We start from the raw sequence: 24574 nt of genomic DNA, 5'->3' as shown, positions 1-24574 counted from the left end.
ACAGAAGTTGAGACTATATCAACTGACAAATCCAGTTCCACTAAATCCCGAGGTGTCCATCCTACCATAGTATGATAGACCAATCGCTTATTTGAATAATGATAAAAACGAATAGACTAGCCAAGCAAATTAATAAATTTTTTACAAATTAATAACACAAGGCAAGCACATGATTCGTAAACTTACACCATTATCCAAAGCTGTCGGAATAGCACTTTTAGTAGGCGCCGCTTCATTTCAATCACAAGCTGAAACATTTGGCGGTACCTCAGTTAAATATTCTGGCTATATTAAAGCAGATGCAATGTTTTCTGATTATTCAGATGGATCATTAGGTAGCGGAAACCTTGGACGCGACTTTTATATCCCATCATTAACACCTGTAGGTGGTGAATCTGAAGGCGCACAATTTGACGCCCATGGACGCCAGTCAAGATTTCGTCTAACAACCACTACGCCGGTAGATGGCGATTCTGTCACCGGCGTTATTGAATTAGATTTTCTTGTAACACCAAATGGTAATGAGCGAATCAGTAATAGCTACACGCCGCGTATCAGACATGCATTTATCTCATACAAAAATTGGACGGTTGGACAAACTTGGACAACCTTCATGGACACATCTGCATTGCCCGAAACATTAGATTTTATTGGTTCGACTGATGGGATAATATTTGCTAGACAAATGCTAGTTAAATACACAAGTGGTAGTTGGGAATTTGCACTTGAAAACCCAGAGTCAACCATCACACCGTTTGGTGGCGGCGGTCGTATTGTCGCAGACGATAATGCTGTTCCAGATTTAGTTGCTCGATATACACATAAAGCCGACTGGGGACATATTAAAGTCGCTGGCTTAGTTAGACAATTATCATATAACAACAACGATGCTGTTGATGACACTGTTTCTTCGGCTGGTATTAGCGTGACAGGTAAAGTAAAAGTTGGCAAAAAAGACGACATTCGTTTCTCAGTATTTACGGGTTCAGGCCTTGGCCGATATGCGGCACTTAATGCGCAAAACGGTGGGGTAATAACTGCAGATGGCCAATTAGAAACGATTGACTCAAGCGGTTTCGCAATTGCATATCGACATGTGTGGAATAGCAAATGGCGTTCAAACTTTACCTACTCAGCATATAATGGCGATGCTGATACAGCTCTAACCGGCGTTGGCGCTATCAAGTCGACAAAAAGTATGCGCGCTAACCTGCTGTATCAGGTGAATTCTAAAATTATGGTAGGTGGTGAGTTTGCTATAGCTGACCGAGAACTTGAAAGTGGCGCTGATGGCGACATGAATAGACTTCAGTTTTCTATGAAGTATGCTTTCTAAACTATCACAAAAATAGTGACATCTCGGGGATCTAATTGGTCCCCTTTTTTATTGCGTAAAAACTATAGCTGATAAGTTCTGATAGCACGTGTATGCGCTAAATCGCGAAGGCTTGCCACACCTTTTTTGTCGAGCTCATGAAACTGAGCAAATAATAAACTTAGTGTGGCAACAGCATCATCTAATGCATTATGTTCTGGAGCTTCGATTAAATTGTAATGTGCGCGCGCGTTACTTAACGTGACACTGCCGCCAGGCACAAAACCATGGGCCTTTTCCATAATATAAACTTGCAATAACATGGTATCGATAGTGGAGATGATTAAAGGTTCATAGCCTAGTAGTTTAGAAACTCTCTGCAAAACGCTCATGTCGAGTGCAGCATTGTGAAACACCCATATGTGCGAATCTGCATATTCTCTAAGTGCTTCTATTTTTTCTCTAATATGTGATCCTGATGCAATTTCTTTAGCGCATAAACCATGAATGACAGGACTTTGAAAAAGGTCGCCACTGGCACGAACAACATCGTATTCAGCTGTGGCCAAATCTACTTCATTCATTTTACCTTTTACCCAACCAATGGAAGTTATTTTGGCAGTTTCCGTCTCTAAACTTGTTAACTCTAAGTCGATTGAAATGAACGGTAATTCAGATTGTGCACAATGTAAAAATGTCTCATTTATAGGATAATGTCCCCAAAATAAACGGGCTAATTGAGAACCTAAAGCCGACAACACTATCCTATGCCTCCTGAAAATTTCAATACAACAGCTTGTTGAACTCTATGAATTGCTTGAAAAGCAGCTTTTAATTGATGTTTTTCTATTGATGATAAGTCGGATATTCTTACAAGGTTATCGTCAACTTGATTGGTTAACTGGTGTCGCCAACGCAAACGATTCATCAAGATCCAAATATCACGGAGATTTTGTCTATCTCTGGGAGAAAGACCAGAGTTAGCTGGTAAATTATTCAATCTGGCTACCGTATTTGGTATGGTTACGCCGCTAGCAAGTGCATAGATGCGAACGATGTTGTTAATAATTAACACCGCCGATTTTTTGATATCGATACTGTCCTTATGGGATTCACCTTTAGCATATACAAACTTTTGAAACATCGACAATGGCACACTCACTTCATTAGCGCTGCGGGCCAATGCGGCTAAAAAAATCGACTTCTGGAAAATAGGTTTACGCATCTCTTGTAGTTCATTCAGCAATCTTGCGTCACCCGCCACTGCTCGAACATCTAAATAAATATTAAAATCGAGTATCGCTTGACTAGTTAAATTACTCGCCCACTTTTTAGATTCATTTTTATAAGCGTCTAATGATAGCCTGAGCGCTGGATTGCTCGCCATAATATTACCATCACACAGCTTGATCCCGCACTTCCCTAAGCCCTTGCACACATAATCGGCTAGTGCTTCAAAATATTCAGCTTGCTCGGCTGTGGGTTCGCGAGCGAGTAACAATGCATTATCTTGGTCAGACCCCATTGTTTGATCTTCTCTCGCTTGTGAACCAAACACTAACCAACAAAAATACATGGGGGCCTTTCCATTCTCTTGTTGAAAGAATTTAATCAGTTTTCGGGTCATGATGTCAGTTGCTTGTGCCAAAACCTTACCTGCAATATCAAAATCGCCAGCGCGCTGTGCATTACTAACAATATATTGTGGTACCTGTTTTGCCCCTGCTGATAACTCTTCGATACTCGTAGATTTTGACAAATCGCTGATAACAAACACCACATTTGTTCGTTGCTGTCTGGATATATCTGTATTGGTGATCATGCCAAAAGGCTTGTTTGTTCGCGCATCAAAAATTGGCAAGTGATTTATTGAGTGCTCATTCATAGTGCAGATAGCGTCGAATATGGTCTTATTTTTTGTTAAGAATATAGGTGATTTCGTCATCACTTCATGCACGGGGGTATTAATATCTAAGCCTATCGCTAGTACCCGCTTACGTAAATCTCGGTCAGTTAAAATCCCCTGAAGCCCATCTTGCCCCATCACAAGCGCAGACGATACATTATTTTCAGCCATTATTTTTGCTGCCGACTGCACACTCAGCATTGGTTCAACGCAAACAGGCTTATTTTGCACCACTTCAAACAATGGTTTGTACAACCACATTGAATTGGTATCAGTAACAGCTTTATTTTGTAACGAATTCTCATGTATCGCATCAAAAAAGGCTTTGAATTTTTCGTCTTCCATTGCGGTTTCGAAAAATTCTGCACGAATACATAATACGATCCCCGGACTATCTACTCCTACGGTTAGTCCATAATCGACTGAATCTAGCAGCTTGGGAAAACCAAAATAATCACCATCGCTCAAGTGCTTTATTGGAGCACTGCTATCTTTTATAGCAAATTGACCGTTTTGAATTAAATATAAGCATTGGGGGTATTTGGCCAGTAAGTTACTACTATTTTCTTGAGTTAAATAGATGAGAGCACTTGCTTGCGAAATATCGTTGATTAAGGCTTGGTCAAGTTCATCAAAGGGACTCTGTTGGCTTAAATATTCGCTTATTTGTTGGACGATTGCAGCCATGATGCTTCCTTAAAGCGTAAGGTAAAAAGGTATCTCAAATACCGGCTAGTTATAGCAATAAGCTATCCTCCACTGGTTGTGCTATAAAACTCTGCAATATATTGCCCACCCTTAACTGTAGCAATAAAGCGTACTTTTTGCTGACTATCAGGGAACTGTGCTTGTGATGCTATTGGCGTAACTTGATACCAATAATAAGGGCTGTCTTTCATTCCCATTCGATATGCTGTTGCTTGCTCGTTTTCATCGACCAAAAACAAAGTTGCTGTATCAAGCGGAAAAGTTGAATTTAAAGTTGTTAACCCTTCCTGTTCGTAAACGCTAATCTTGAATTCTCCAGAGCTTAAAATACATTTATCATTCACAATATCGCAATTTTGACTTTCAGCTTTCATTTCAAAAAAACGTGCCTCTTCGGCTTTGTTTGATATCCATAAATCTGAAGCGGCAAAACCTAGTATCATTAAAATTGGTGCAATAAATATGGCTATTTTTGTATGACGATTAAGCTTATTGAATGATTTTATGAACATGATGGAGACCTATTTTTAAATTCGTAGTTAACAACTGATTTTGCTAAAACACAGATTAACTTACATCAAAAAGACCTCATAATTAATAGAGGTCTTTTATAAATACTCTATTATAGTCAACTGATGCCTGGCATATTTTGCCACACAACCAGCATCAATTGACTACTTACTACTTAGTGGTCATGGGCTACCGCAACTTCTCCATGAGGAGAGCGGAAGTTATCAACCATGTCTTTGATTTCTTGTGGTGCCGGTTTGCTCATTTTGTACACAGCAAATGCTACAGCAAAGTTCACTAACGCACCAACAACACCAAAGGCATTAGGAGAGATACCTAAGAACCAACTATCTTCCATTGAACCTAAGAATGAAGTACCTGGGATAAACATGATTCCTTTGTGTTGGAATACGTAAAGCATTGTTATCCCTAAACCAGCACACATACCCGCAATTGCACCTTTATCATTCATGTTACGAGAGAATATACCCATCATTAATGCTGGGAATATTGAAGATGCAGCTAACCCAAAGGCCAAAGCAACAGTACCGGCAGCAAACCCTGGGGGATTGAGCCCCAGATAACCCGCAAATAGAATCGATACCGACATGACAATCCTCCCTACAAGTAGTTCTGTTTTATCTGTCATATCAGGCGTCAGAATTCCTTTTAATAAATCATGCGAAATTGACGATGATATTGCCAGTAACAAACCTGCAGCAGTAGATAGCGCAGCGGCTAAACCACCGGCGGCGACCAATGCAATAACCCAATTTGGCAAGTTTGCAATAGATGGATTAGCAAGCACCATTATGTCTCTGTCAACTTTTACCATCTCATTGGTAGCTGCATCAGCACTATATTGGATTTTTCCATCACCGTTTTTATCTTCAAACTCTAATAAACCGGTTTTTTCCCACTCTTTAAACCACTGTGGACGTGCTTCATATTCTAAGTTCTGCCCTGCCACTGGTTCTATAGTGTTCATTAAGTTCAATCTAGCCATTGCGCCTACAGCAGGTGCTACAGTGTACAATAACGCAATAAATATTAATGCATAACCAGCTGATGCACGAGCAGCTTTAACTGATGGTACTGTAAAGAAACGCATAATAACGTGAGGTAAACCAGCCGTACCAATCATTAACGACATTGTATATGCGAACATATTCAGTGTGCCGCCCATTTTCGCGGTGGTATATTCTTTAAAGCCTAGTTCTGTTACCACCAAATCAAGTTTATCCAATAGATATACACCGCTGCCATCAGATAATGTTGAACCTAATCCAAGTTGTGGAATAGGGTTACCGGTTAGTTGAAAAGAAATAAAGACAGCAGGAATAGTATATGCAGTAATCAACACAATATATTGAGCAATCTGTGTATAGGTAATACCTTTCATTCCGCCCAATACTGCGTAAAAGAATACAACAGCCATACCAATATAAAGACCCGTGTCATACTCAACTTCTAAGAAGCGAGAGAATGCAACGCCAACGCCTTTCATTTGTCCAATAATATATGTTACTGAGGCAATGATAAGACAAACAATTGTCACAATTCTTGCGGTTCGCGAATAAAAGCGATCACCGATGAATTCTGGGACGGTAAACTTGCCGTGTTTTCTCATATAGGGTGCGAGACAAAGTGCAAGCAATACATAACCGCCTGTCCAGCCCATTAAGAAAACTGAACCACCGTACCCTAAAAAAGCAATTAAACCCGCCATTGAAATAAACGACGCTGCTGACATCCAGTCTGCACCAATTGCCATGCCGTTTTGCATTGGCGTAATGCCACCACCGGCTGCATAAAATTCGCTAGTTGACCCAGCTCGTGCCCAAATCGCAATTGCGAAATAGAGGCCGAAAGTGCCAAAAACTGCGATATAAGTGTAAATCTTTAACTCTTCCATTACTTATCCTCGACATTATATTTTTTATCAAGGTCGTTCATTTTCTTTCCGTACCAGAAAATGAGACCTAAAAAGGCATAAATAGACCCTTGTTGCGCAAACCAGAACCCTAATTTGTATCCACCAAGGCGAATGTTATTCAATTCGTCAACCAATAAAACACCGAAACCAAATGATACGATGAACCAAATGACCAGACAGATTAAGATTAGACGAAGGTTTTCTTGCCAATATGTGCTTTGACTTTCCACAAACTTCTCCTAGAAACGCCAAGCGCCATAACAAGTCACTTGGTGTAAAGTAATAAAATGCGATGAATAAATAGACATCAACTTATTTAATGGTCGCTATCTTTTCATCCCCGCAGCAAATATTATATAAATGTTAATTTTTTGATATAAAACTTTAGTCTAGGCTCAAAATTAAAGTGCTTAGGCCCTTCAAAACTTGTTAATTTTTTGTATGTAGATTGGGATTAATGAAGTTTGTGATAGAGTAAGAAAAAAATTTAATTGTTTAGGGAATACTATGTCTTTTGCTTGGCTAGCCTTGACTATAGCTTATTTAGCAGCTCTCTTTTGGGTCGCTCGTTGGGGTGATTCTGACTCTCCTAAAGCTAGGAGCTTAACCTCTCACCCATTTGTTTATAGCCTTGCATTGGGGATTTATTGCACCGCGTGGACCTTCTTTGGCGCTGTCGGCCAATCCAGTAGTCAACAATGGATGTACTTGCCTATTTTACTGGGCCCCGTCATTGTATATGTGGTCTTTTTTCGTTTTATTTACAAAATGACTCACGTCAGTAAAAAGCAACATATTAGTACCATAGCCGACTTTATTAGCTCTCGTTATGGTAAACGTCAAGTAGTAGCACTGTTGGTCACTGTTATTGCATTATTAGCGACTATTCCATACGTAGCACTTCAACTAAAAGCGATAGGTGCCACTTTCCAAGTTATCACTAATCTAGAAAACACCAATATCATTATTATACTAGCAACGAGTTTCATCGCCTTATTTGCGATGTATTTTGGTACAAGAAACACTGATGTAACCGAATACAGACGAGGTTTAATATTGGCAATATCTCTTGAATCTTGCATTAAGCTTATAGCACTTGTATTGGTTGCCTTTATTGCTTATGGGTATTGGTCACAGGCAAATACAGAATCTATTCTTTTTGAATATTCGACCACAGAAGCTTTACAGTCTTTTGTTTCTTTTGATTTTTGGATGCAAACCTTAATGGCTGGTGCTGCTGTTATTTGTTTGCCAAGGCAGTTTCATGTGGCCGTAATTGATAATTTAAAAATAGATCATCTAAAAACCGCGCGTTGGTTTTTTCCAAGCTATTTGATATTAATCGCTTTAACCATTCCGATTATTGCTGCAGCGGGAAAAGTAATTTTTGCACAACAGAGCATGGACGCCGACAATTACGTGATGGGAATAGCCTTATTTTCAGATTTAATCCTATTGCAAATTGTCGTTTTTATCGGCGGACTTTCTGCGGCTACCGCAATGATAATTGTTGCGACTCTCACACTTAGTACCATGATAACCAATGACTTAGTCTTGCCCAAATTAATGGATAGCGAAACATATGCGGGTATTAACAGGGTAAAACGCATAAAACACATACGTCGTTTCATCATTTTTGGTATTTTGTTGTTAGCATTTTTGTATCAGCTGCAAATGACCAATCAAGTTTCTTTGTCATCTATTGGTTTGTTAGCGTTTTCCTTAGTGATTCAATTATTGCCATCCATTGTCGGGGGCTTGTATTGGCAAAAAGGGCACGCTCACGGCGTGTATGCTGGTTTATTAGCAGGGTTTTTAGTCTGGCTTTTATTCTTATTTATTCCTTCAACTAGTCCAGTAGAAGGCGCAATTAATGCCGGTAATCAAACCCATCTTTTTAGCCTGGGAGCGCTATATAGTTTACTCGCTAATGTCACTTTTTATGTCATCTTTTCATTACTTACAAAGCCAACATTTGTAGATCGTATTCAAGCAAAAATGTTCGTAGAGCCAACTAGTCTAGGAGAGCAATTTAGCGAAAATAAAACGGTATCTGTGAGTGTCAACGACCTAAAAACGCTAATTAGTAAGTTTACTGGACAAAAGCGTTGTGACCAATTATTTGAAGTGTATGAAAATAAATCGCTTGGTAATGTGAAAAATAACGAAGTTGTTGACCAAAATATGTTGGCGTTTTGTGAGCGAGCCTTAGGCGGCGTGGTTGGCTCTTCAAGCGCGCGAGCGCTTATCGAAAGTCTTATTAGAGGAAAATCATTAGATATTACTGACGTGGTTAACTTCTTTGATGGAACGGCACAAGCAATGCAATTTAACATGAGCGCATTACTGACTTCTTTAGAAAACATCGATCAGGGCATCAGTGTCATAGATAAAGAACTCAAGTTAATAGCTTGGAATAAACGTTATACGAGTTTGTTCAACTACCCCGAAGATTTGGTGTTTGTTGGTGCGCCAATAGAACCCTTGGTAATACACAACGTTATTCAAGATGAAATAGAAAGTAAAGACGTAGACAGCAAGGTTGAAGAACGAATGACATTGCTTCGCAATGGTACTCCGCATAAATTTAGACGGAATCGTGCTGATGGTCATGTCATAGAAATGGTCGGTAACCCCCTTCCTGAAGGCGGGTTTGTCATTAGCTACCACGATATTACCGGCTATGTAATTGCACAAGAAGAGTTGAAAGAGTCTAATATTAACCTTGCAGCTCGCGTCGAAAAACGCACCGAGGAAGTGCATTCCATTAACGCCGAATTGCGCTTAGAAATAGGAAGGCGAACCGAGCTCGAGAAAAGTCTCATTAGAGCTAAAAAAGAGGCTGAAAATGCAAATGATAGTAAAACACGCTTTCTAGCGCTGGCAAGTCATGATGTTATACAACCCTTAAATGCCGCAAAATTATATCTAAGCGCGCTCCAAGAAACCAAGTTTGACGAAGATACAAACAATATATTAACAAAACTTAGCGATTCTGTGGTTTCAAGCGAATCACTTATTAGTACAATACTCGATATATCTCGACTTGATGGCGGCGAGATGAAACCTTTTATAGAAACGGTTAATGTTATTGAAACTATCCAACCCATCGTCAACGAAATGAGCATGAAGGCTAAAGCCAAAGGCTTAAGTCTTAGGTTTAGAGGAGTAGAGTGCTGGGTCAGTACAGATAAGACTTACTTGTATCGCATAATCTTAAATTTGGTATCTAACGCAGTAAAATATACAAAAAAAGGGAAAGTACTATTAACGGTAAGGAAACGCGCTGACAAAATCTTAATACAAGTTAGAGATACCGGCATAGGCATATTAAAGCTTCAACAAGCCGCCATTTTTAGCGACTTTTATCGTGTTGAAAATACTGGTGAGCAAGGAATTGGCTTGGGTCTTGGCGTTGTTAAAAGACTAAGTCAACAATTGCCGTGTACAATCAAAGTCGAGTCTGAAGAAGGAAAAGGTTCATGCTTTGATATTGAGTTTACAAGTGTGCCCGCGCCTGAGATTCCAAAAGTAATAAAAAGCCCCGTTAATTCGATCTTTAGCAAGCTAAAGATTTTGTGTATAGATGATCAACAAGAAAATCTAGATGCAATGCAAATCTTACTAGTAAAATGGGGAATAGAGGTAGGCTTAGCTAGGTCTTATAAAGAAGCATGTAGCGTAGCGAAAGAACTTCAACCACATATACTATTGGTTGACTACCAATTAGGTAAAGGCCCTGATGGTCTAGAAATAATTGATTTGCTACGTCGACAACTCGATACAATACTGCCGGCGTGTTTAGTGACCGCAAAAAGAGACGACGATCTTTTAAAGATGTGCAGTGATCAAGGTGTCAATTATTTATCTAAACCTTTAAAGCCAGGTAAATTACGAGCGCTTATACAGAGTATGACTAAGTATATACGTAACGTCGACGTTGCATCTAAATAGCGTTAGCGATTTAAGCGTTTGTCAATCAACGAAGCAACCACAGTTGGATCGGCCAAGGTAGATGTATCACCTAGCTGATCATACTCATTGGCCGCAATTTTACGTAGTATACGGCGCATAATTTTACCTGAGCGCGTTTTCGGTAAACCGCTTGTCCATTGAATAAGATCAGGAGTGGCAATGGGTGACAATTCTTTTCTGACCCATTGCTTTACGTCAGTCGTTAACTCTTCAGTTACGCTAGTACCTTCGTTTGGTAACACATAAACATAAATCCCTTGACCCTTAATATTGTGAGGAAAACCAACTACAGCAGCCTCAGCAATATCTCGGTGCGCGACTAAGGCACTTTCAATTTCAGCCGTACCTAAACGGTGACCAGATACGTTTAATACATCATCTACACGACCGGTTATCCAATAGTAACTGTCTTCGTCTCGACGTGCGCCATCGCCCGTAAAGTATACCTTGGGGTAAGTACTAAAATATGTTTCGATAAAACGCTTATGGTCACCATAAACGGTTCTAGCCTGACTAGGCCAACTATCTTTAATGACAAGATTTCCTTCGCTCGCACCTTCTAGTTCATTGCCATCAGCATCAAATAAAGCAGGATTAATACCAAACAATGGACGAGTTGCAGAACCAGGTTTTAACGCCGTAGCACATGGAAGTGGTGCTATCATCATACCGCCAGTTTCGGTTTGCCACCACGAATCAACTATTGGACAACGTCTCTGCCCTATTACTCTGTGGTACCATTCCCATGCTTCAGGATTAATGGGTTCTCCCACTGAACCTAAAATACGCAACGACGACAAGTCACAACCTTCTACCGGTTTTTCGCCATGTGCCATCAATGCACGAATCGCCGTAGGAGCCGTATACAAACTGTTGACCTTATATTTTTCGACAATCTGTGCAACGCGGCGGATATCAGGATAAGTAGGCACGCCTTCAAAAAATACTTGGCATGCACCGTTTGCCAATGGGCCATAGGTCATATAGCTGTGGCCAGTAATCCAACCTACATCAGCAGTACACCAATAAATATCATCTGGTTTGTAATCAAAGGCATAGCGGAATGTCAGCGAGGTATAAAGTAAATAACCTCCCGTTGTATGAACGACACCCTTTGGCTGTCCGGTCGAACCTGATGTATACAAAATGAAAAGCGGATCTTCTGCATCCATGACTTCTGGCTCAAACTGAGCGCTACAATCTTCTATTAACTCATGCCACCAAACGTCTTGTACATTATTGAAGGCGACGTCAGCGCCTGTTAATTTATGGGTAACAACCGCAGTCACACTTGGACAAGCACCGTTTGAAATCGCTTCATCTACGTTAGCTTTTAACGGCACACAACGTCCTGCACGACGGCCTTCATCAGAAGTGATGACAAGCTTTGCATCACAATTGTTGATTCTATCGGCAATGGCATTGGGTGAAAAACCACCAAAAATAACTGAATGCACAGCACCTATGCGGGCACATGCGAGCATAGCATAAGCTGCATGTGGCACCATTGGCATATAAATCGCTACACAATCACCTTTTTCAACGCCCAGTTTTTTCAGTCCATTTGCCAATTTACAAACTTCATAATGCAGTTTTTGATAGGTGATTTTTTCAGAATGCTCTGGAGAATCACCTTCCCACAAAATAGCAACTTTTTCAGCGCTGTGCTGTAAATGACGGTCGATACAATTATAACTTGCGTTAAGCTGACCATCTTCAAACCATTTTATTTCACAACTATCTGGAGAGAAATTAGTATTTTGAATAATAGTGGGCGTTTTAATCCAATCGAGTTCTTCAATTTGTGAGGCCCAGAAAGCAGTAGGATCGTCTAACGAAGCCTGATACATCGCTAAATAATCAGATTCACCAAAATGAGTATCGTTTGTTAGGGATGCTGGCACTGGGTATTGTTTAACACTCATATGGTATCTCCATGAAGCAGATGTTATTTAATCGATAGCACTATTCTAATTAGTGTAAAGCAAAATTCGACCTTGGCATTAACTTTATTGTCGAACCGCAAAAAAAATCATTAAATATAGCTAATAGTTAGAGGTCTACTGCGTCGATAAAGCTATATTTTTAATAAAACCTTATGCCTTAGCGGAGGGACGCGCTGCAACTTTGTCATACCATGCTTGCAAATGAGTTTGCTCAGCGCTTATTCGTATATTTACCACGCGTGCAAAATCTATTGAACACAAAGCAGTAATATCAGCAATACTGAAATTTTCTCCAGCCATAAAAGGGTATTTAGCCACACGTTTATCTAATACATTTAGATACTTACGAGCATTTTCGCCGGCTACTTTTCCATATTCAGGCACGGGTGTCATGCGATCCTTAAAGTATCCTGTTGAATGTTGAAAACACATTCCTATTTGCATAAACAAACACAAATCAATTTGTCTTTGCCACATTGCCACTGTTGCTTTTTCCAGTGCACCATTACCCATTAATGGAGGATTAGGATGCAAGGTCTCAAAATATAAACAAATTGCATCACTTTCACTAATACATGTACCGTCATCTAATTCCAATACCGGTATCTTCGCAATAGGGTTTTTGAGACGCATTTCTGGGCTTAAATTTTCCCCTTTAGCCAAATCAACTTGAACGTAATCCATTTCAAGGCCTTTTTCGGCCAAGAACATCCTTACTCTACGAGGTGTTGGTGCGGTTTTGGTATCATATATTTTCATTTAATTCTTCTATCTTATTTTGCCAAGGCGCTCATAAATTTGAATATAATTAATGCTTACGCTTTTGGTTGTGCGCCACTTTTTGTTAAACACATTAAACGCCATACCTATCTCCGTTACTAGCTTCATGCGGGCAATGCTGGCCATACTATTAAGTTCAAACGGGGTAACAAATAAATACCAACTATGAGTGCCACGAGGAAGATAACGCATAATGTATTCAGCGCCAATTATGCCTATTACAAACGATTTTATAGTGCGATTAAGGGTTGCCATAATAACGCAACCGCCTACTTTACAAAGGCTACTGCATTGCTTGACCAACTCTTTTTGGTTAGGTACATGTTCAATAACTTCTGCATTGATCACCACATCGAAAGGCGTTTCGTTGTGACGTACGGTATGTTCAGCATGCTCGTGTCGATACTCAATATCCAAATCAGATTGCGAGGCGTGACGTTTTGCAACTTCTATACTCATTTCACTCACATCAATACCAGTAACGCTTGCGCCAGCTTGAGCCAGGGGCTCACATACCAAACCACCACCGCAACCCACATCTAGTATACGTAAACCTGACAAAGGTTTATCTTGATTAACATCCAAGTTATAAAACGTGCATATTTGAGCAATAAAGTATTCAACTCTAGCTCGATTAAATTCTATGGCTGTTTTGTATGAGCCATTTGGATCCCACCAACTTTCTGCTAATTTATCAAACTTGGCAATTTCTTCTGGGCTATAATTACCGTCAGAGGCCTTATTACTTGTATTTTCACTCGACGCATCTTTTTGCTCGTTTGATTTCACAGAAGTAAGCTTACTTTTATCTAACATGGTATGTCACACTACATTTTAAATTTAAATAAATATACCAACATCAAGGCGACTCAAATGGCAAACCAACTTAATGTGCTAGGCACCCGATTACAATTATGCTGCGGCAATACCGGATATACTCGAGAAGGTTTTTGCTATGTTCCCGAATCGGATTATGGCAATCACAGCGTATGCGCAATTATGACCGACGAATTTTTACAATTTTCCAAAGCCCAAGGCAATGATCTCATTACACCTAATCCCGCTTTCCAGTTTCAAGGACTTAAAGCTGGTGACAAATGGTGCCTTTGTGCAATCAGATGGTATCACGCAATTACTGCAAAAGTCGCCCCACCTATTATTCTTGAAGCTACCAATAAAAAAGCCCTAGAAGTCGTTAGTTTAGATACCCTTAAACAATATAAATATAGTCCTGATTAGTCATTGGACCATTATTTGGCTGTTCATTAACTAAGGTTTATCTTGAGGACGCTCGTCTTCGAGTTGTTCTCTTTGTTGTTCATGCCAAGCGTCAAGCTGCTTTTTAGCGAGTGCATCTATCTTGTCTTTATTTTCACTCACCCACCAAGTTTCCATAATGCGCACATTTCGTTGGTTTGCTTTAAAAAATAAGTCAATAAGGTCGCCCAATATTGGAACGAATCCAAGGCCATAATCGATAAGCGCATTTACTATCATCTTTTTTCGTAAGGCGCTGGGTATTTTAAGTTTGTACCCTAAATAAACTATTCGCAATGAGGCAGCCAACATGATGGTATCGCCAATGCCCGGTATTAAACCCACTAAAAAGTCTAAACCAACACGCAATCCAATAAAAGGTATCTTAACTGCGCTATCTAGAAGATTACCCAATTCCTGTGCTTTCAGTAACGCATCGGGTGCCCTGAAATCTTCATCCACCTCAACGACACTGACTTCTTTTGAGCGCTCCTTAGCATGCATGCCTTCAGCTGAGGTCTCAGCTGAATCATTTTCTATTGACACTTGTTTACTTTTGTCTTGTTTGTTCATCAATCGATTAGTTCTAAATAGCTAAACATCTTTATTTAGATGCACCTAAGCGTTTTGCCTCGAATAAGCGTTGCTCATAAGGGCATCCCTCGTTTTCGCTGCTCTTGGCATTGTTGTTGGTATTGATCCACCCATGCATATTACTTTCAGCCAATTTAAACAACATGTCAATATGGGCGTCGGTGTCGTTAAGTGAAGTAATGTATTCATAGCGTTCACCTCCCGATTCCATGAAGTACTCGCGATTTTCTTCACCTATCTCTTCTATTGTTTCTAGGCAATCAGATGAAAACCCTGGACAAATCATTTGTACAGATTTTACTTGCTGAGATGGTAGCGATTTTAAAGTTTCATCAGTATAAGGCTTAAGCCATTCTTCACGCCCAAAACGGGATTGGAAAGTAGTCATATACTCATTCTCAGACAAACCCAACATTTCAGCTACTAAGCGTGAAGTTTTGTAGCATTGACAATGATATGGGTCACCATTGTTAAGATAACGTTTGGGGATCCCGTGGTAAGAAAAAATCAATTTATCGGCGCGCTTATGGGTTTCCCAATGCGTTTTGATGCTATCTGCGACACACTTGATATAATCGGGAAGGTCACAGTATTGATTAACAAATCTAAAGTCAGGCAACCATCTACGACTAATAAAATCATGTGCCACGGCGTCAAAAGTAGAGCCGGTTGTAGAAGCGCAATATTGCGGATAAAGAGGTAATACTAGCAGTTTTCGTGCACCCATATTGAGCATGCTGTCAATTTTGCTTTCAATACTGGGTTGCCCGTAGCGCATAGCAAAATCTACGACTACCTTGTCTCCCCATTTTTGTTCACATCGCTCTGCAAGTTTGGCTGCCTGATTTTTGGTGTGTACCAGTAATGGAGAACCTTCATCGCTCCAAACTGTAGCGTATGCGGCAGCCGATCGTTTTGGTCTAAAATTAAGAATGATGCAATTAAGGACAAACCACCAAATCAACTTTGGTACTTCGACCACTCTAGGGTCAGATAAAAATTGCTTTAGGTAGGGTCTCAAGGCCTGTTTTGTTGGCGCTTGTGGGGTGCCTAAGTTTGTAATTAATACGCCAACTTTGTCCGTTTGATCGTGGGTAAAGTCAGTTTGTGACTGAAATTTCATAGCTAGACTTTAATAATGTAGATAATCATGAAAGTACTTACGCATCAAGACTCAATTTGGACTTTAAATTGAGTCTTGATGCGTAAAATGAATAAACTTGCTAACTTAATAAATACGCTTAACCGCCTGGAGAATAGTAAGTTGGTGCACCCGGACCGACAGGCAAGCCTAAAAAGAATACCCAAATATAAAAAAGTAATGTCCAACCAACAATAAACACCATTGTATAAGGCAACATAGTCGCAATGAGCGTACCAATTCCCAAGTCTTTTTTATACCTAACGCCAATCGCAAGTATCAACCCAAAATAGCTCATCATAGGCGTAATAACATTGGTCACCGAATCACCTATGCGATAGGCAGCCTGGATGACTTCAGGTGCATAGCCAATTAACATTAACATAGGCACGAATATTGGTGCTGTAATAGCCCACTGTGCAGACGCACTGCCTAACGACAAGTTTACCAAACCACACATTAAAATAAACAATATGAACACTTCTGGGCCGTCCAAACCTGTCGCTTGTAAAAAGGCAGCTCCTTTTACCGCTAAAACCGTACCTAGGTTGGTCCATTTGAAAAAAGCAACAAATTGAGCGGCAAAGAAAACAAGCACAATGTACAAGCCCATCGAGCTCATACTTTTGGCCATGGCGTCGATGACATCACGATCGTTTTTCATTGAACCAGTGATTTTGCCGTATACAAAGCCCGGTATTGCAAACGTTACAAAAATATATACCACTATCCCTTTCAGAAACGGTGAGCCTTTTACCAAACCTGTCTCAGGGTCTCTGAGAACACCATTTTCAGGTACTACTGTCATGGCCAATAAAGCAAGAAGCAATACAAATGTCACACCTGCCCATTTCATGCCTTTAATTTCTAACGCGCTTGGTCGATCGAACTTTTGCGACCCAAGATCAATTGATGCATCATCAGGATTATATTTGCCTAAACGAGGCTCAACGATTTTTTCAGTCACAAAAGCGCCCATCGCTGCAACCGCAAAAGTACTGACAATCATAAAATACCAGTTTACTTCTGCACTAACCACATAATCAGGGTCAATAATCCGAGCTGAATCCTGCGTAAATCCAGCCAATAAAGGGTCTACCGTACCAATAAGAATGTTTGCACTATAGCCTGCTGAAACGCCGGCAAAAGCCGCTGCAAGTCCTGCTAGTGGATGCCGACCAAGGGAGTGAAAAATCATCGCAGCTAGAGGTATCATCACTACATAGCCAAGTTCTGATGCAGTATTGGATACAACCCCAGCAAATACAATGACAATGGTAACGGCACGTGGCGAAGCATTCATCACCATCGAACGCATTATTGTGCTAAGTAGCCCCGAATGCTCAGCTAGAGATACTCCGAGTAAAGCAACCAGAACTGTGCCAAGTGGGGCAAAACCGGTGAAATTTGTAACCAAGCCGGTCACTATTTGACGCAAACCATCTGCATTTAGGAGTGAAATCACTTCGATTACACCATCAGCTTCACGCCCCTTGGCTCCTACTGGTCTAGGATCCATTACGCTGACATCGAAGTAGCCTAAAATACCACTTAATATGACAATAAATACAGCGAGTGACGCGAATAGGGTAATAGGATGCGGTAGCAAGTTTCCAAGCCACTCGACAGTGGCTAAAAACCTCGAAAACCAACCGTTTGACGGCTCACCTTGAGCGCTTTGTTTAGCGTTATTACTCGACAAAATAACCTCTTTATTATTGGTTTAAACGCGACCAAGCTCAGCTGACCATAGTTTGCTCAGCGGGTCTGTTTTATTCTTTATTATCTAGTTAACTTGAACTGTAGTCTAATACTACCTAAGTTTAGCTTTTTTTTCATCTAAGCATTTCATTTTGCCTAAAAACACAAAAAAAAATCCGACTCCCAAAGAATCGGATTTTGACTAACCGTTATGTTAGTTAATAACGTTTATTTTTTTCCAGCGCTCGAATTTAAGTAGCGGAAAAAGTCACTGTCAGGTTCTACAATCAATACATCTTGCTTGTTATTGAAAGAATTACGATAAGCATCCATACTTCTCAAAAAGCTGTAAAACTCTGGGTTTTTATTAAAGGTTTGTGCATATATTTGCGCAGCTTGTGCATCACCTTCACCGCGTAATTGACGTGCGTTACGTTCGGCGTCAGCAAGCATAATTTCAACTCTTGCATCTATGTTTGCGCGTATAATTTCACCTTGCTCTTTACCTTCAGACCGATACTCTCTGGCAGCTGCAGCACGTTCGGCGCGCATCCGGTCGAAAATTGAATTACTGATCTCTTCGGGTAAATTAATTTGTTTTACTCGCACATCAACAATACGAATGCCAAGTTCATCTGAGCTTTCAGCGGCTTGGTTCATAGCATCATCCATTAATTCGCTACGCTCACCAGACACTATTTGCTGTATAGTTCGAGTACCAAATTCAGCCCGCAATCCATTGTTAACGCGCTGCTTAAGAAGCCTTTCAGCTTGTTCTTTTAGACCACTTGTTGATAGGTAATAAGTACCAAAATCTTCGATACGCCATTTAACATACGAATCTACGATTAAGTCTTCTTTTTCAACAGTTACAAAACGGTCTGCGCGTTCATCCAAAGTTTGGATTCGTGCTGACAATACTTGAATTCGGTCAAAAAATGGCAGTTTTAAGTGTAAGCCTGGTTCATAAACCGTCGCCACGCCATTTTCGTCTTGAGCAACTTTACCAAAGGTTATTTTAATTGCGCGTGTACCCTCTTCAACTACAAATAAACCGCTGTAAACAAGAATTGCTAAGAGAACGACGACTACAACTGATAAATTTTTCATCATTTTTTAGTTTCTCCCTGACCGGCTGCTAGTATTACGAGATGTTTGTATTTGTGGACTTGTCAACGTATCTCCACCCTGATTTTGAAGCCCTTGAAGGGTGTTGTTGAAATTACGAGTGTCTGACGGTCTCAGATTTTGACGTTCCATTATTTTATCTAATGGTAGATACATCATATTGCCACTACCTTCGGTGTCTATCATTACTTTGGTAGTATTGCTGTAAACCGCTTCCATGGTTTCTAGATAGATGCGCTGTCGGGTGACCTCAGGCGCGGCCTCATATTGCGGAAGCAATTCTTCAAAGCGTGCAACTTCACCTTGCGCTTCTAAAATTGAACGCTCTTTGTATGCTTGAGCTTCTTCATTCATTCGGTTGACTTGTGCGCGAGCTCTCGGTTCGATTTCACGCGCATAGGCTTCTGCCTCTCTGATAAAACGTTCTTCATCTTCTTGGGCAGCAATGGCATCGTCAAAAGCCGCTCTAACCTGCTCTGGTGGGCGAGCATTGGTGAAGTTCAATTCAACCAAATCAACCCCCATTTTGTAGGGCTCAATAATGCTAATAAGCTCTTCCAAAACCCGCTGACGTGCAACTTCTTTACCGTCGGTAAGCACTTCGTCCATTCTTGAGTGGCCTACAACGTAGCGGATAGCACTATCAAAAGCTTGGCTTAAACTACGTTCGGGATCTTCTACTGCAAATACCCATTGCTCAGGATTTATGACTTGGTATTGCACTTCCATTTCAATATTCACGACGTTTTCATCTTCGGTTAACATCGAACCCGATGAAGCTTGGTCTCTTACCGATTGAATATTGACTGGAATGACTCTATCAATAAAAGTGAATTTCCATTGTAAGCCAGGTTGTGCAAGAGAATGAAATTCACCAAAACGTAAAATTACACCACGCTCTGCTTCTTTGATGGTGTAGAACCCGCTAGCACCATAAACCAGTGCAATAATGACTAAAATGATGCCCAAAGTTTTACCAGTAAAGCTAGGACCAGAAGTCTTGCCTGAACCACTACCTCCTTTTCCAAACTTACCAAACAAGTTTTTTAATACATCATCTATATCTGGCGGACCTTGATCTTTTCCACCGCGATTTTTCCAAGGGTCGTTTTTGTTACCACCCGGCTCATTCCAAGCCATAAGTTTACTCCGAAAGTTGCTTAGTTGTTTTTAGGATCTGTTAATCATTTTATTGCTATGTATATATACTACTTCATTCTACGAATAGTTTTCTTACATACCAAATTAAAATAGTAATAAATCTTTACAGATTATGTCACTTGAAGATATTGGGTTAGCCTTTCGTCTAGCTTTTTGTCTAAACGATGCCAATCAGATGCCAACATACTGACTTCAACTTCCCAATCACCTTGCTCAGAATAGTGCTCTTGATTAATACAATTTAATTCAAATAGCACATTTCTGATTTTTCCATCAGATGCTGGTACCACTAATTTGTGGTGCACCATCTCTTTCCTTAAACATTCAGTGAGGGCAAGTTTCAGTAAATCAATCCCTTCACCTTTTTGAGCCGACAACCAAACTCTAATCGGTCGACCTTCTTCATCTCTATCAATTTTGGGTCTTACACTTTCCAAGCGATCAATTTTATTACAAATAACAAGCTGTGGAACTTCATCTGCGTCAATCTCACTTAGCACTTCATTTACTTGGTCAACATTTTCTCGATATTGTTCATCAGCATAGTCAACAACATGTAATAACAGTGTAGCTTCTTGGGTTTCTTGCAAAGTCGCTTTAAATGCCGCCACTAAATCGTGCGGTAGATGTCTAATAAAGCCAACTGTGTCAGCTAAAATAGCTTGCCCGACCTCTGCTAATTCTATTTTTCTTAATGTTGGATCAAGGGTTGCAAAAAGTTGATCAGCAGCATATACGCCTGCGTCTGTGAGCGTGTTAAATAATGTGGATTTACCCGCATTGGTATAGCCAACTAAAGAAACTGTTGGTATTTCTGCGCGCTTGCGGGATCGACGACCTTGTTCACGTTGCTTTTGGACCCGTTCCAAGCGTTTTTGAATAGATTTTATGCGTCCTCGCAATAAACGACGATCAGTCTCAAGTTGCGTTTCACCAGGACCACGCAGACCTATCCCCCCTTTTTGACGTTCTAAGTGGGTCCAGCCCCGAATCAACCGAGTTGACAAGTGTCTCAATTGGGCAAGTTCAACTTGCATCTTACCTTCATGGGTTCGAGCGCGCTGGGCAAATATATCCAATATTAAGCTTGTGCGGTCAAGCACTCTGCAACAGCACAGCTTTTCTAAATTACGTTCTTGAGAAGGGGTTAAGGCATGATTAAAAATAACAACATCGGCAGCCAAAGCAGCAACAGTATGCGCAATTTCTTCAGCCTTACCACTACCAACGAAATACTTGACACTAGGCGCGCCTCGCGCAGCGGTAACAATACCAACATTATTTACACCGGCAGAAGATACCAGCATTTGTAGTTCATTTAAATCTTCTTTGTTTTGATCGTCTGAAAAATCGACATGCACCAAAATAGCCTGTTCGCCAGACTCATAACGCTCAAACAAAAAACAGCTCCAAACTTTTTACCCTTGTGCACCATCTTCAGGATGATTGGTTGGCATAGTGATTGCGCGTGATGGAACAACAGTTGATATTGCGTGCTTATACACCATTTGACTCACTGTGTTCTTAAGCAATACTACAAACTGGTCAAATGATTCAACTTGACCTTGCAACTTGATACCGTTCACCAAATAGATCGCAACGGGAATGCGTTCTTTTCTGAGTGCGTTTAAAAATGGGTCTTGTAGTGACTGACCTTTCGCCATTAGTCATCCTTATTTTTGATATTATTTGACAATTCAACATGACTGCCATAAGTCTACACCATATATCTATGCACTTGCACTTACTTTTTCAATAACAAGTGCAAGATTTTTGTCATTTTCACTTTCCATTTCAATTATGTTTTGCCAATTACGCAACCAAGTAATTTGACGTTTTGCTAACTGGCGCGTAGCAATGATGGACCGCTCACGCATTTGATCTTTGTTGAGCATGCCTTCTAAATGTTGCCAAACTTGCCTGTAACCCACGCATCTTATGGAAGGTAAGTCTTCATTTAAGTCAAATTTCTTGCGTAGACCTTGTACTTCATCAATAAATCCATTTGCGAGCATTTGGTCAAATCGCTGAGCGATTTTTTCATGCAGTTGGCTACGATCATTTGGCATTATAGAAAATTGCACAAAATTATAGTTTGCATGACTTTTTTGCTCACTCTGCCATTCGCTCATATTTTTGCCCGAACTTAAATATACTTCTAATGCACGAATTGTCCTTTGAGGATCATTAGGGTGTATCTTGGCCGCAGTAAGTGGATCAACTTGTGCTAATTTAGCATGCACATTAATTAAACCAATATCGTCAATGTCAGCCTGTATGCTTTGTCTAATTTTAATATCTTGTGCAGGCAAGTTATTCAAACCATTGACGAGGGCATTAAAATACATCATTGTGCCACCGGCCAATATAGGTAGTTTTCCTCGACTTAAAATATCTTGTAGACAGACTTCAGTATCGCGTAAAAAGTCGGCCACGCTATATGTATCTTGAGGGCTTAAGATATCTATTAAATGATGCGGAACACCTTGCATCTCACCTATACTTGGCTTTGCCGTTCCGATGTCCATGTGAGTGTATATCAGCGCAGAATCTACACTTATTACTTCACCATTTAGCGCCTGAGCTAACTCTATTGCTAGTGCCGTTTTACCTGATGCTGTAGGACCCATAATGCAAACTACTGGTTCCAAAACTGCCTCCTAGAGCGATTCATCAAAATGAATATTAACTATTTTATATGGAAGTCTATTTAGTTGTTCTACCCCCAGCTCATTCAGCCAAATTTGTAGCTTGCTATTGTCGACCACACTGCTCGATAACCAAGCAGCCCCAAGTGCTTGGATAAACATTTCGTTAGTATCTTCGATAACAACGGGCAAAGCTGCCACCAAGTCAGCAAAAACTGCCGCCCATGGTAAGTGTCGCAAATTTGAAGGAACTTGCTTCAATACTAACTTTTTATTAATTTGCAAAACTTCAAAGTGATGGCGTTCAAAAACATCAAGCAATATATTTGTTTGGATATTTTTTTCTAGTGTCACTGATACTGGCATTAACAAAGGTTGAGGCAATGTCGAAAAAGCAATTTTGGATGCAAGCAGATGGGTCACTAAGTCTAGTAATGCTATGCACTTAAGTACACTCGAAGACTGTTTGCTTTGTTGTGAAGGGATTAGTACGTATGGATGCATTAATAGCGCGTTACCTGCCAAGCAGACGTTTGTGTTGGATTCTTTGGTGCCTTGGGTTGTAAGCTCTGAAACCTCTCGCGCCCCAGCTGCTGGCTCTTTCGGATAGACACTAGCGGCTGTTTCAGCAATGTTTTGATAAAAATCATTGTTCGCTTTCAATTCTGTTTTGCTGACGGTCTCGCCACGATAACCAGCGGACCCTTTGCTTTTTGGAATAGCTAAAGTTGACTGGTCATTTTTTATCAAAGAAATCGGAGAAGAATCTTGAACAGGGTTTACCTGTAAGGGTTTTATGTAGTCATGGTTTTGCGCGGCTTCAATGTTAGCAGAGTAACCACCAATAGCTTCTGTTAATGCCTTAAAAACGACATCATGAATTTTGCGTGACTCATGAAAACGCACTTCATGCTTCGCTGGATGCACATTAACATCTATTTGTTCTGGTGCAATATCCAAAAATAAAACGTAGGCTGGAAATTTCTGCGGTGCTAATGCTTCTTCGTAAACTTGTCGAATTGCGTGAGCCAACAAACGGTCTTTCATCATACGACCATTTACATATGTGTATTGATAATCTCTAGTTGGCATGCCAGTACCAATTTTACAGCAATACCCGTGTAATCTGATACCCTCAAATTGGTAATCGACTCTCACTGCATTTTCAATAAATTGATTAGAACAAATTTGCGCTATACGCTTATCGAGAGTCACATTGTTGGCAAAGCGGAGCATTTTTTTTTGGTTATGACTCACCACAAATTCAACATCGGTGCGAGCCAACGCAATGCGTTTAACCACCTGTTCAACATGCTGAAATTCCGTTTTACTTGTCCGCATAAATTTGCGTCTTGCAGGCGTATTAAAAAATAAATCCAGTACTTCGACACTAGTGCCATCAGGATGGGCAGTTGGTTTGAGTTCAACTGCCATGTCAGTCCCTTCAGCAAACGCTTGCCAAGCTGCTGATTGATTTACTGGTTTGGAAATTAAAGTCAAACGGCTTACTGAACTAATACTAGCGAGGGCTTCACCCCTAAAACCCATGCTTGTAATACGTTCTAAATCATCAATATCCCTAATTTTACTAGTAGCATGACGACTCAACGCCAAGCCTAGTTGTTGCTTTGAAATACCTTTTCCATTGTCTTGAATGGCAATTCTTTTTTGTCCACCTTGCTCAATATTAATGGTTATCTTTGTGGCACCCGCATCAAGACTATTTTCCATAAGTTCTTTAACCACTGAAGCAGGCCGTTCAACTACCTCCCCTGCAGCGATTTGATTGGCTAATTGAGGGGATAACACTACAATAGGAGTGTCTTCGTCATTGCCTTGAATGTGAATGTCTTTTGCCATGAATATAT

The 24574-nt window shown here is 40.4% G+C and carries 20 protein-coding genes; 3 read left to right on the top strand and 17 right to left on the bottom strand.

The annotated features are described in order from the left end of the window. The first annotated feature begins 169 nt into the window (after nt 1-169). Nucleotides 170-1336 carry a DcaP family trimeric outer membrane transporter gene (locus tag RM552_RS15265; protein ID WP_311369732.1) on the top strand — a complete coding sequence of 389 codons (1167 nt, stop codon included), beginning with the start codon at nt 170-172 and terminating at the stop codon, nt 1334-1336. A 62-nt stretch (nt 1337-1398) separates the two neighbouring features. On the opposite strand, the gene RM552_RS15260 is transcribed toward RM552_RS15265, so the two are convergent. From RM552_RS15260 to RM552_RS15240, 5 genes are all read right to left on the bottom strand, one after another. Beyond that, nucleotides 1399-2076: a 3'-5' exonuclease gene (locus tag RM552_RS15260; RefSeq protein ID WP_311369731.1), complete on the bottom strand. Its 678-nt coding sequence runs from the start codon at nt 2074-2076 to the stop codon at nt 1399-1401. Continuing rightward, on the bottom strand, nt 2076-3908 hold the full coding sequence (locus RM552_RS15255) for a DUF294 nucleotidyltransferase-like domain-containing protein (protein ID WP_311369730.1): 1833 nt from the start codon (nt 3906-3908) through the stop codon (nt 2076-2078). The genes RM552_RS15260 and RM552_RS15255 overlap by 1 nt, the downstream gene beginning before the upstream one ends. A gap of 62 nt (nt 3909-3970) precedes the next feature. Then, the gene (locus tag RM552_RS15250) at nt 3971-4441 is read right to left on the bottom strand and encodes a hypothetical protein (protein ID WP_311369729.1); all 471 of its coding nucleotides are present in this window, start codon (nt 4439-4441) and stop codon (nt 3971-3973) included. 173 nt (nt 4442-4614) lie between these two features. Next, nucleotides 4615-6354, bottom strand: coding sequence for a sodium:solute symporter family protein (locus tag RM552_RS15245; protein WP_311369728.1), 1740 nt, complete (start codon nt 6352-6354; stop codon nt 4615-4617). Beyond that, nucleotides 6354-6605 carry a DUF4212 domain-containing protein gene (locus tag RM552_RS15240; RefSeq protein WP_311369727.1) on the bottom strand — a complete coding sequence of 84 codons (252 nt, stop codon included), beginning with the start codon at nt 6603-6605 and terminating at the stop codon, nt 6354-6356. The genes RM552_RS15245 and RM552_RS15240 overlap by 1 nt, the downstream gene beginning before the upstream one ends. Before the next feature lie 277 nt (nt 6606-6882). Between RM552_RS15240 and RM552_RS15235 the strand changes: the two genes are divergently transcribed. After that, nucleotides 6883-10329 carry a PAS domain-containing hybrid sensor histidine kinase/response regulator gene (locus tag RM552_RS15235; RefSeq protein ID WP_311369726.1) on the top strand — a complete coding sequence of 1149 codons (3447 nt, stop codon included), beginning with the start codon at nt 6883-6885 and terminating at the stop codon, nt 10327-10329. A 2-nt stretch (nt 10330-10331) separates the two neighbouring features. Here the strand turns inward: RM552_RS15235 and acs are convergent, their stop codons facing one another. The 3 genes from acs to ubiG form a co-directional block, all read right to left on the bottom strand. Next, nucleotides 10332-12275 carry an acetate--CoA ligase gene (gene acs / locus RM552_RS15230; protein ID WP_311369725.1) on the bottom strand — a complete coding sequence of 648 codons (1944 nt, stop codon included), beginning with the start codon at nt 12273-12275 and terminating at the stop codon, nt 10332-10334. 171 nt (nt 12276-12446) lie between these two features. After that, nucleotides 12447-13055, bottom strand: coding sequence for a glutathione S-transferase family protein (locus RM552_RS15225; protein ID WP_311369724.1), 609 nt, complete (start codon nt 13053-13055; stop codon nt 12447-12449). 9 nt (nt 13056-13064) lie between these two features. Then, entirely contained in the window at nt 13065-13892 is an 828-nt protein-coding gene (ubiG, locus tag RM552_RS15220) for a bifunctional 2-polyprenyl-6-hydroxyphenol methylase/3-demethylubiquinol 3-O-methyltransferase UbiG (protein ID WP_311369723.1), read from the bottom strand. A 57-nt stretch (nt 13893-13949) separates the two neighbouring features. Between ubiG and RM552_RS15215 the strand changes: the two genes are divergently transcribed. Continuing rightward, nucleotides 13950-14315 carry a DUF2237 family protein gene (locus RM552_RS15215; RefSeq protein WP_311369722.1) on the top strand — a complete coding sequence of 122 codons (366 nt, stop codon included), beginning with the start codon at nt 13950-13952 and terminating at the stop codon, nt 14313-14315. Between the two features lie 30 nt (nt 14316-14345). Here RM552_RS15215 and RM552_RS15210 read toward each other — a convergent pair whose 3' ends face one another. From RM552_RS15210 to mutL, 9 genes are all read right to left on the bottom strand, one after another. Next, entirely contained in the window at nt 14346-14837 is a 492-nt protein-coding gene (locus tag RM552_RS15210) for a DUF4112 domain-containing protein (RefSeq protein WP_432277235.1), read from the bottom strand. Nucleotides 14838-14937: 100 nt separating this feature from the next. Continuing rightward, nucleotides 14938-16050 carry a ferrochelatase gene (hemH, locus tag RM552_RS15205; protein WP_311369720.1) on the bottom strand — a complete coding sequence of 371 codons (1113 nt, stop codon included), beginning with the start codon at nt 16048-16050 and terminating at the stop codon, nt 14938-14940. A gap of 118 nt (nt 16051-16168) precedes the next feature. After that, on the bottom strand, nt 16169-17770 hold the full coding sequence (locus RM552_RS15200; protein ID WP_311369719.1) for an AbgT family transporter: 1602 nt from the start codon (nt 17768-17770) through the stop codon (nt 16169-16171). A gap of 227 nt (nt 17771-17997) precedes the next feature. Further along, nucleotides 17998-18879 carry a protease modulator HflC gene (gene hflC, locus RM552_RS15195; RefSeq protein WP_311369781.1) on the bottom strand — a complete coding sequence of 294 codons (882 nt, stop codon included), beginning with the start codon at nt 18877-18879 and terminating at the stop codon, nt 17998-18000. A 6-nt stretch (nt 18880-18885) separates the two neighbouring features. Then, nucleotides 18886-20037 carry an FtsH protease activity modulator HflK gene (gene hflK, locus RM552_RS15190; RefSeq protein WP_311369718.1) on the bottom strand — a complete coding sequence of 384 codons (1152 nt, stop codon included), beginning with the start codon at nt 20035-20037 and terminating at the stop codon, nt 18886-18888. Nucleotides 20038-20168: 131 nt separating this feature from the next. Next, the gene (gene hflX / locus RM552_RS15185) at nt 20169-21458 is read right to left on the bottom strand and encodes a ribosome rescue GTPase HflX (protein ID WP_311369717.1); all 1290 of its coding nucleotides are present in this window, start codon (nt 21456-21458) and stop codon (nt 20169-20171) included. 18 nt (nt 21459-21476) lie between these two features. Next, nucleotides 21477-21722, bottom strand: a complete 246-nt coding sequence (hfq, locus tag RM552_RS15180; protein ID WP_311369716.1) for an RNA chaperone Hfq — start codon at nt 21720-21722, stop codon at nt 21477-21479. 66 nt (nt 21723-21788) lie between these two features. Then, entirely contained in the window at nt 21789-22688 is a 900-nt protein-coding gene (gene miaA / locus RM552_RS15175) for a tRNA (adenosine(37)-N6)-dimethylallyltransferase MiaA (RefSeq protein WP_311369780.1), read from the bottom strand. Between the two features lie 30 nt (nt 22689-22718). After that, nucleotides 22719-24566, bottom strand: coding sequence for a DNA mismatch repair endonuclease MutL (mutL, locus tag RM552_RS15170; protein ID WP_311369715.1), 1848 nt, complete (start codon nt 24564-24566; stop codon nt 22719-22721). Between the last annotated feature and the right edge of the window lie 8 nt (nt 24567-24574).

Origin of the sequence: Glaciecola petra, from assembly GCF_031846345.1 — a bacterium.
Classification (GTDB): Bacteria; Pseudomonadota; Gammaproteobacteria; order Enterobacterales; family Alteromonadaceae; genus Glaciecola; species Glaciecola petra.
Note: the sequence above shows the minus strand (reverse complement) of the source record. Positions and strands in the feature narration are given on the sequence as shown.

What these genes read in the sequence shown, in the direction of transcription:
- RM552_RS15225 (WP_311369724.1), bottom strand. Translation starts at nt 13,055, where the DNA reads ATGAAAATATATGATACCAAAACCGCACCAACACCTCGTAGAGTAAGG.
- RM552_RS15215 (WP_311369722.1), top strand. Translation starts at nt 13,950, where the DNA reads ATGGCAAACCAACTTAATGTGCTAGGCACCCGATTACAATTATGCTGC.
- acs (WP_311369725.1), bottom strand. Translation starts at nt 12,275, where the DNA reads ATGAGTGTTAAACAATACCCAGTGCCAGCATCCCTAACAAACGATACT.
- RM552_RS15245 (WP_311369728.1), bottom strand. Translation starts at nt 6,354, where the DNA reads ATGGAAGAGTTAAAGATTTACACTTATATCGCAGTTTTTGGCACTTTC.
- hemH (WP_311369720.1), bottom strand. Translation starts at nt 16,050, where the DNA reads ATGAAATTTCAGTCACAAACTGACTTTACCCACGATCAAACGGACAAA.
- RM552_RS15265 (WP_311369732.1), top strand. Translation starts at nt 170, where the DNA reads ATGATTCGTAAACTTACACCATTATCCAAAGCTGTCGGAATAGCACTT.
- RM552_RS15210 (WP_432277235.1), bottom strand. Translation starts at nt 14,837, where the DNA reads ATGCATGCTAAGGAGCGCTCAAAAGAAGTCAGTGTCGTTGAGGTGGAT.
- RM552_RS15255 (WP_311369730.1), bottom strand. Translation starts at nt 3,908, where the DNA reads ATGGCTGCAATCGTCCAACAAATAAGCGAATATTTAAGCCAACAGAGT.
- RM552_RS15235 (WP_311369726.1), top strand. Translation starts at nt 6,883, where the DNA reads ATGTCTTTTGCTTGGCTAGCCTTGACTATAGCTTATTTAGCAGCTCTC.
- hflK (WP_311369718.1), bottom strand. Translation starts at nt 20,037, where the DNA reads ATGGCTTGGAATGAGCCGGGTGGTAACAAAAACGACCCTTGGAAAAAT.
- RM552_RS15250 (WP_311369729.1), bottom strand. Translation starts at nt 4,441, where the DNA reads ATGTTCATAAAATCATTCAATAAGCTTAATCGTCATACAAAAATAGCC.
- hfq (WP_311369716.1), bottom strand. Translation starts at nt 21,722, where the DNA reads ATGGCGAAAGGTCAGTCACTACAAGACCCATTTTTAAACGCACTCAGA.
- mutL (WP_311369715.1), bottom strand. Translation starts at nt 24,566, where the DNA reads ATGGCAAAAGACATTCACATTCAAGGCAATGACGAAGACACTCCTATT.
- hflC (WP_311369781.1), bottom strand. Translation starts at nt 18,879, where the DNA reads ATGAAAAATTTATCAGTTGTAGTCGTCGTTCTCTTAGCAATTCTTGTT.
- ubiG (WP_311369723.1), bottom strand. Translation starts at nt 13,892, where the DNA reads ATGTTAGATAAAAGTAAGCTTACTTCTGTGAAATCAAACGAGCAAAAA.
- miaA (WP_311369780.1), bottom strand. Translation starts at nt 22,688, where the DNA reads ATGGGTCCTACAGCATCAGGTAAAACGGCACTAGCAATAGAGTTAGCT.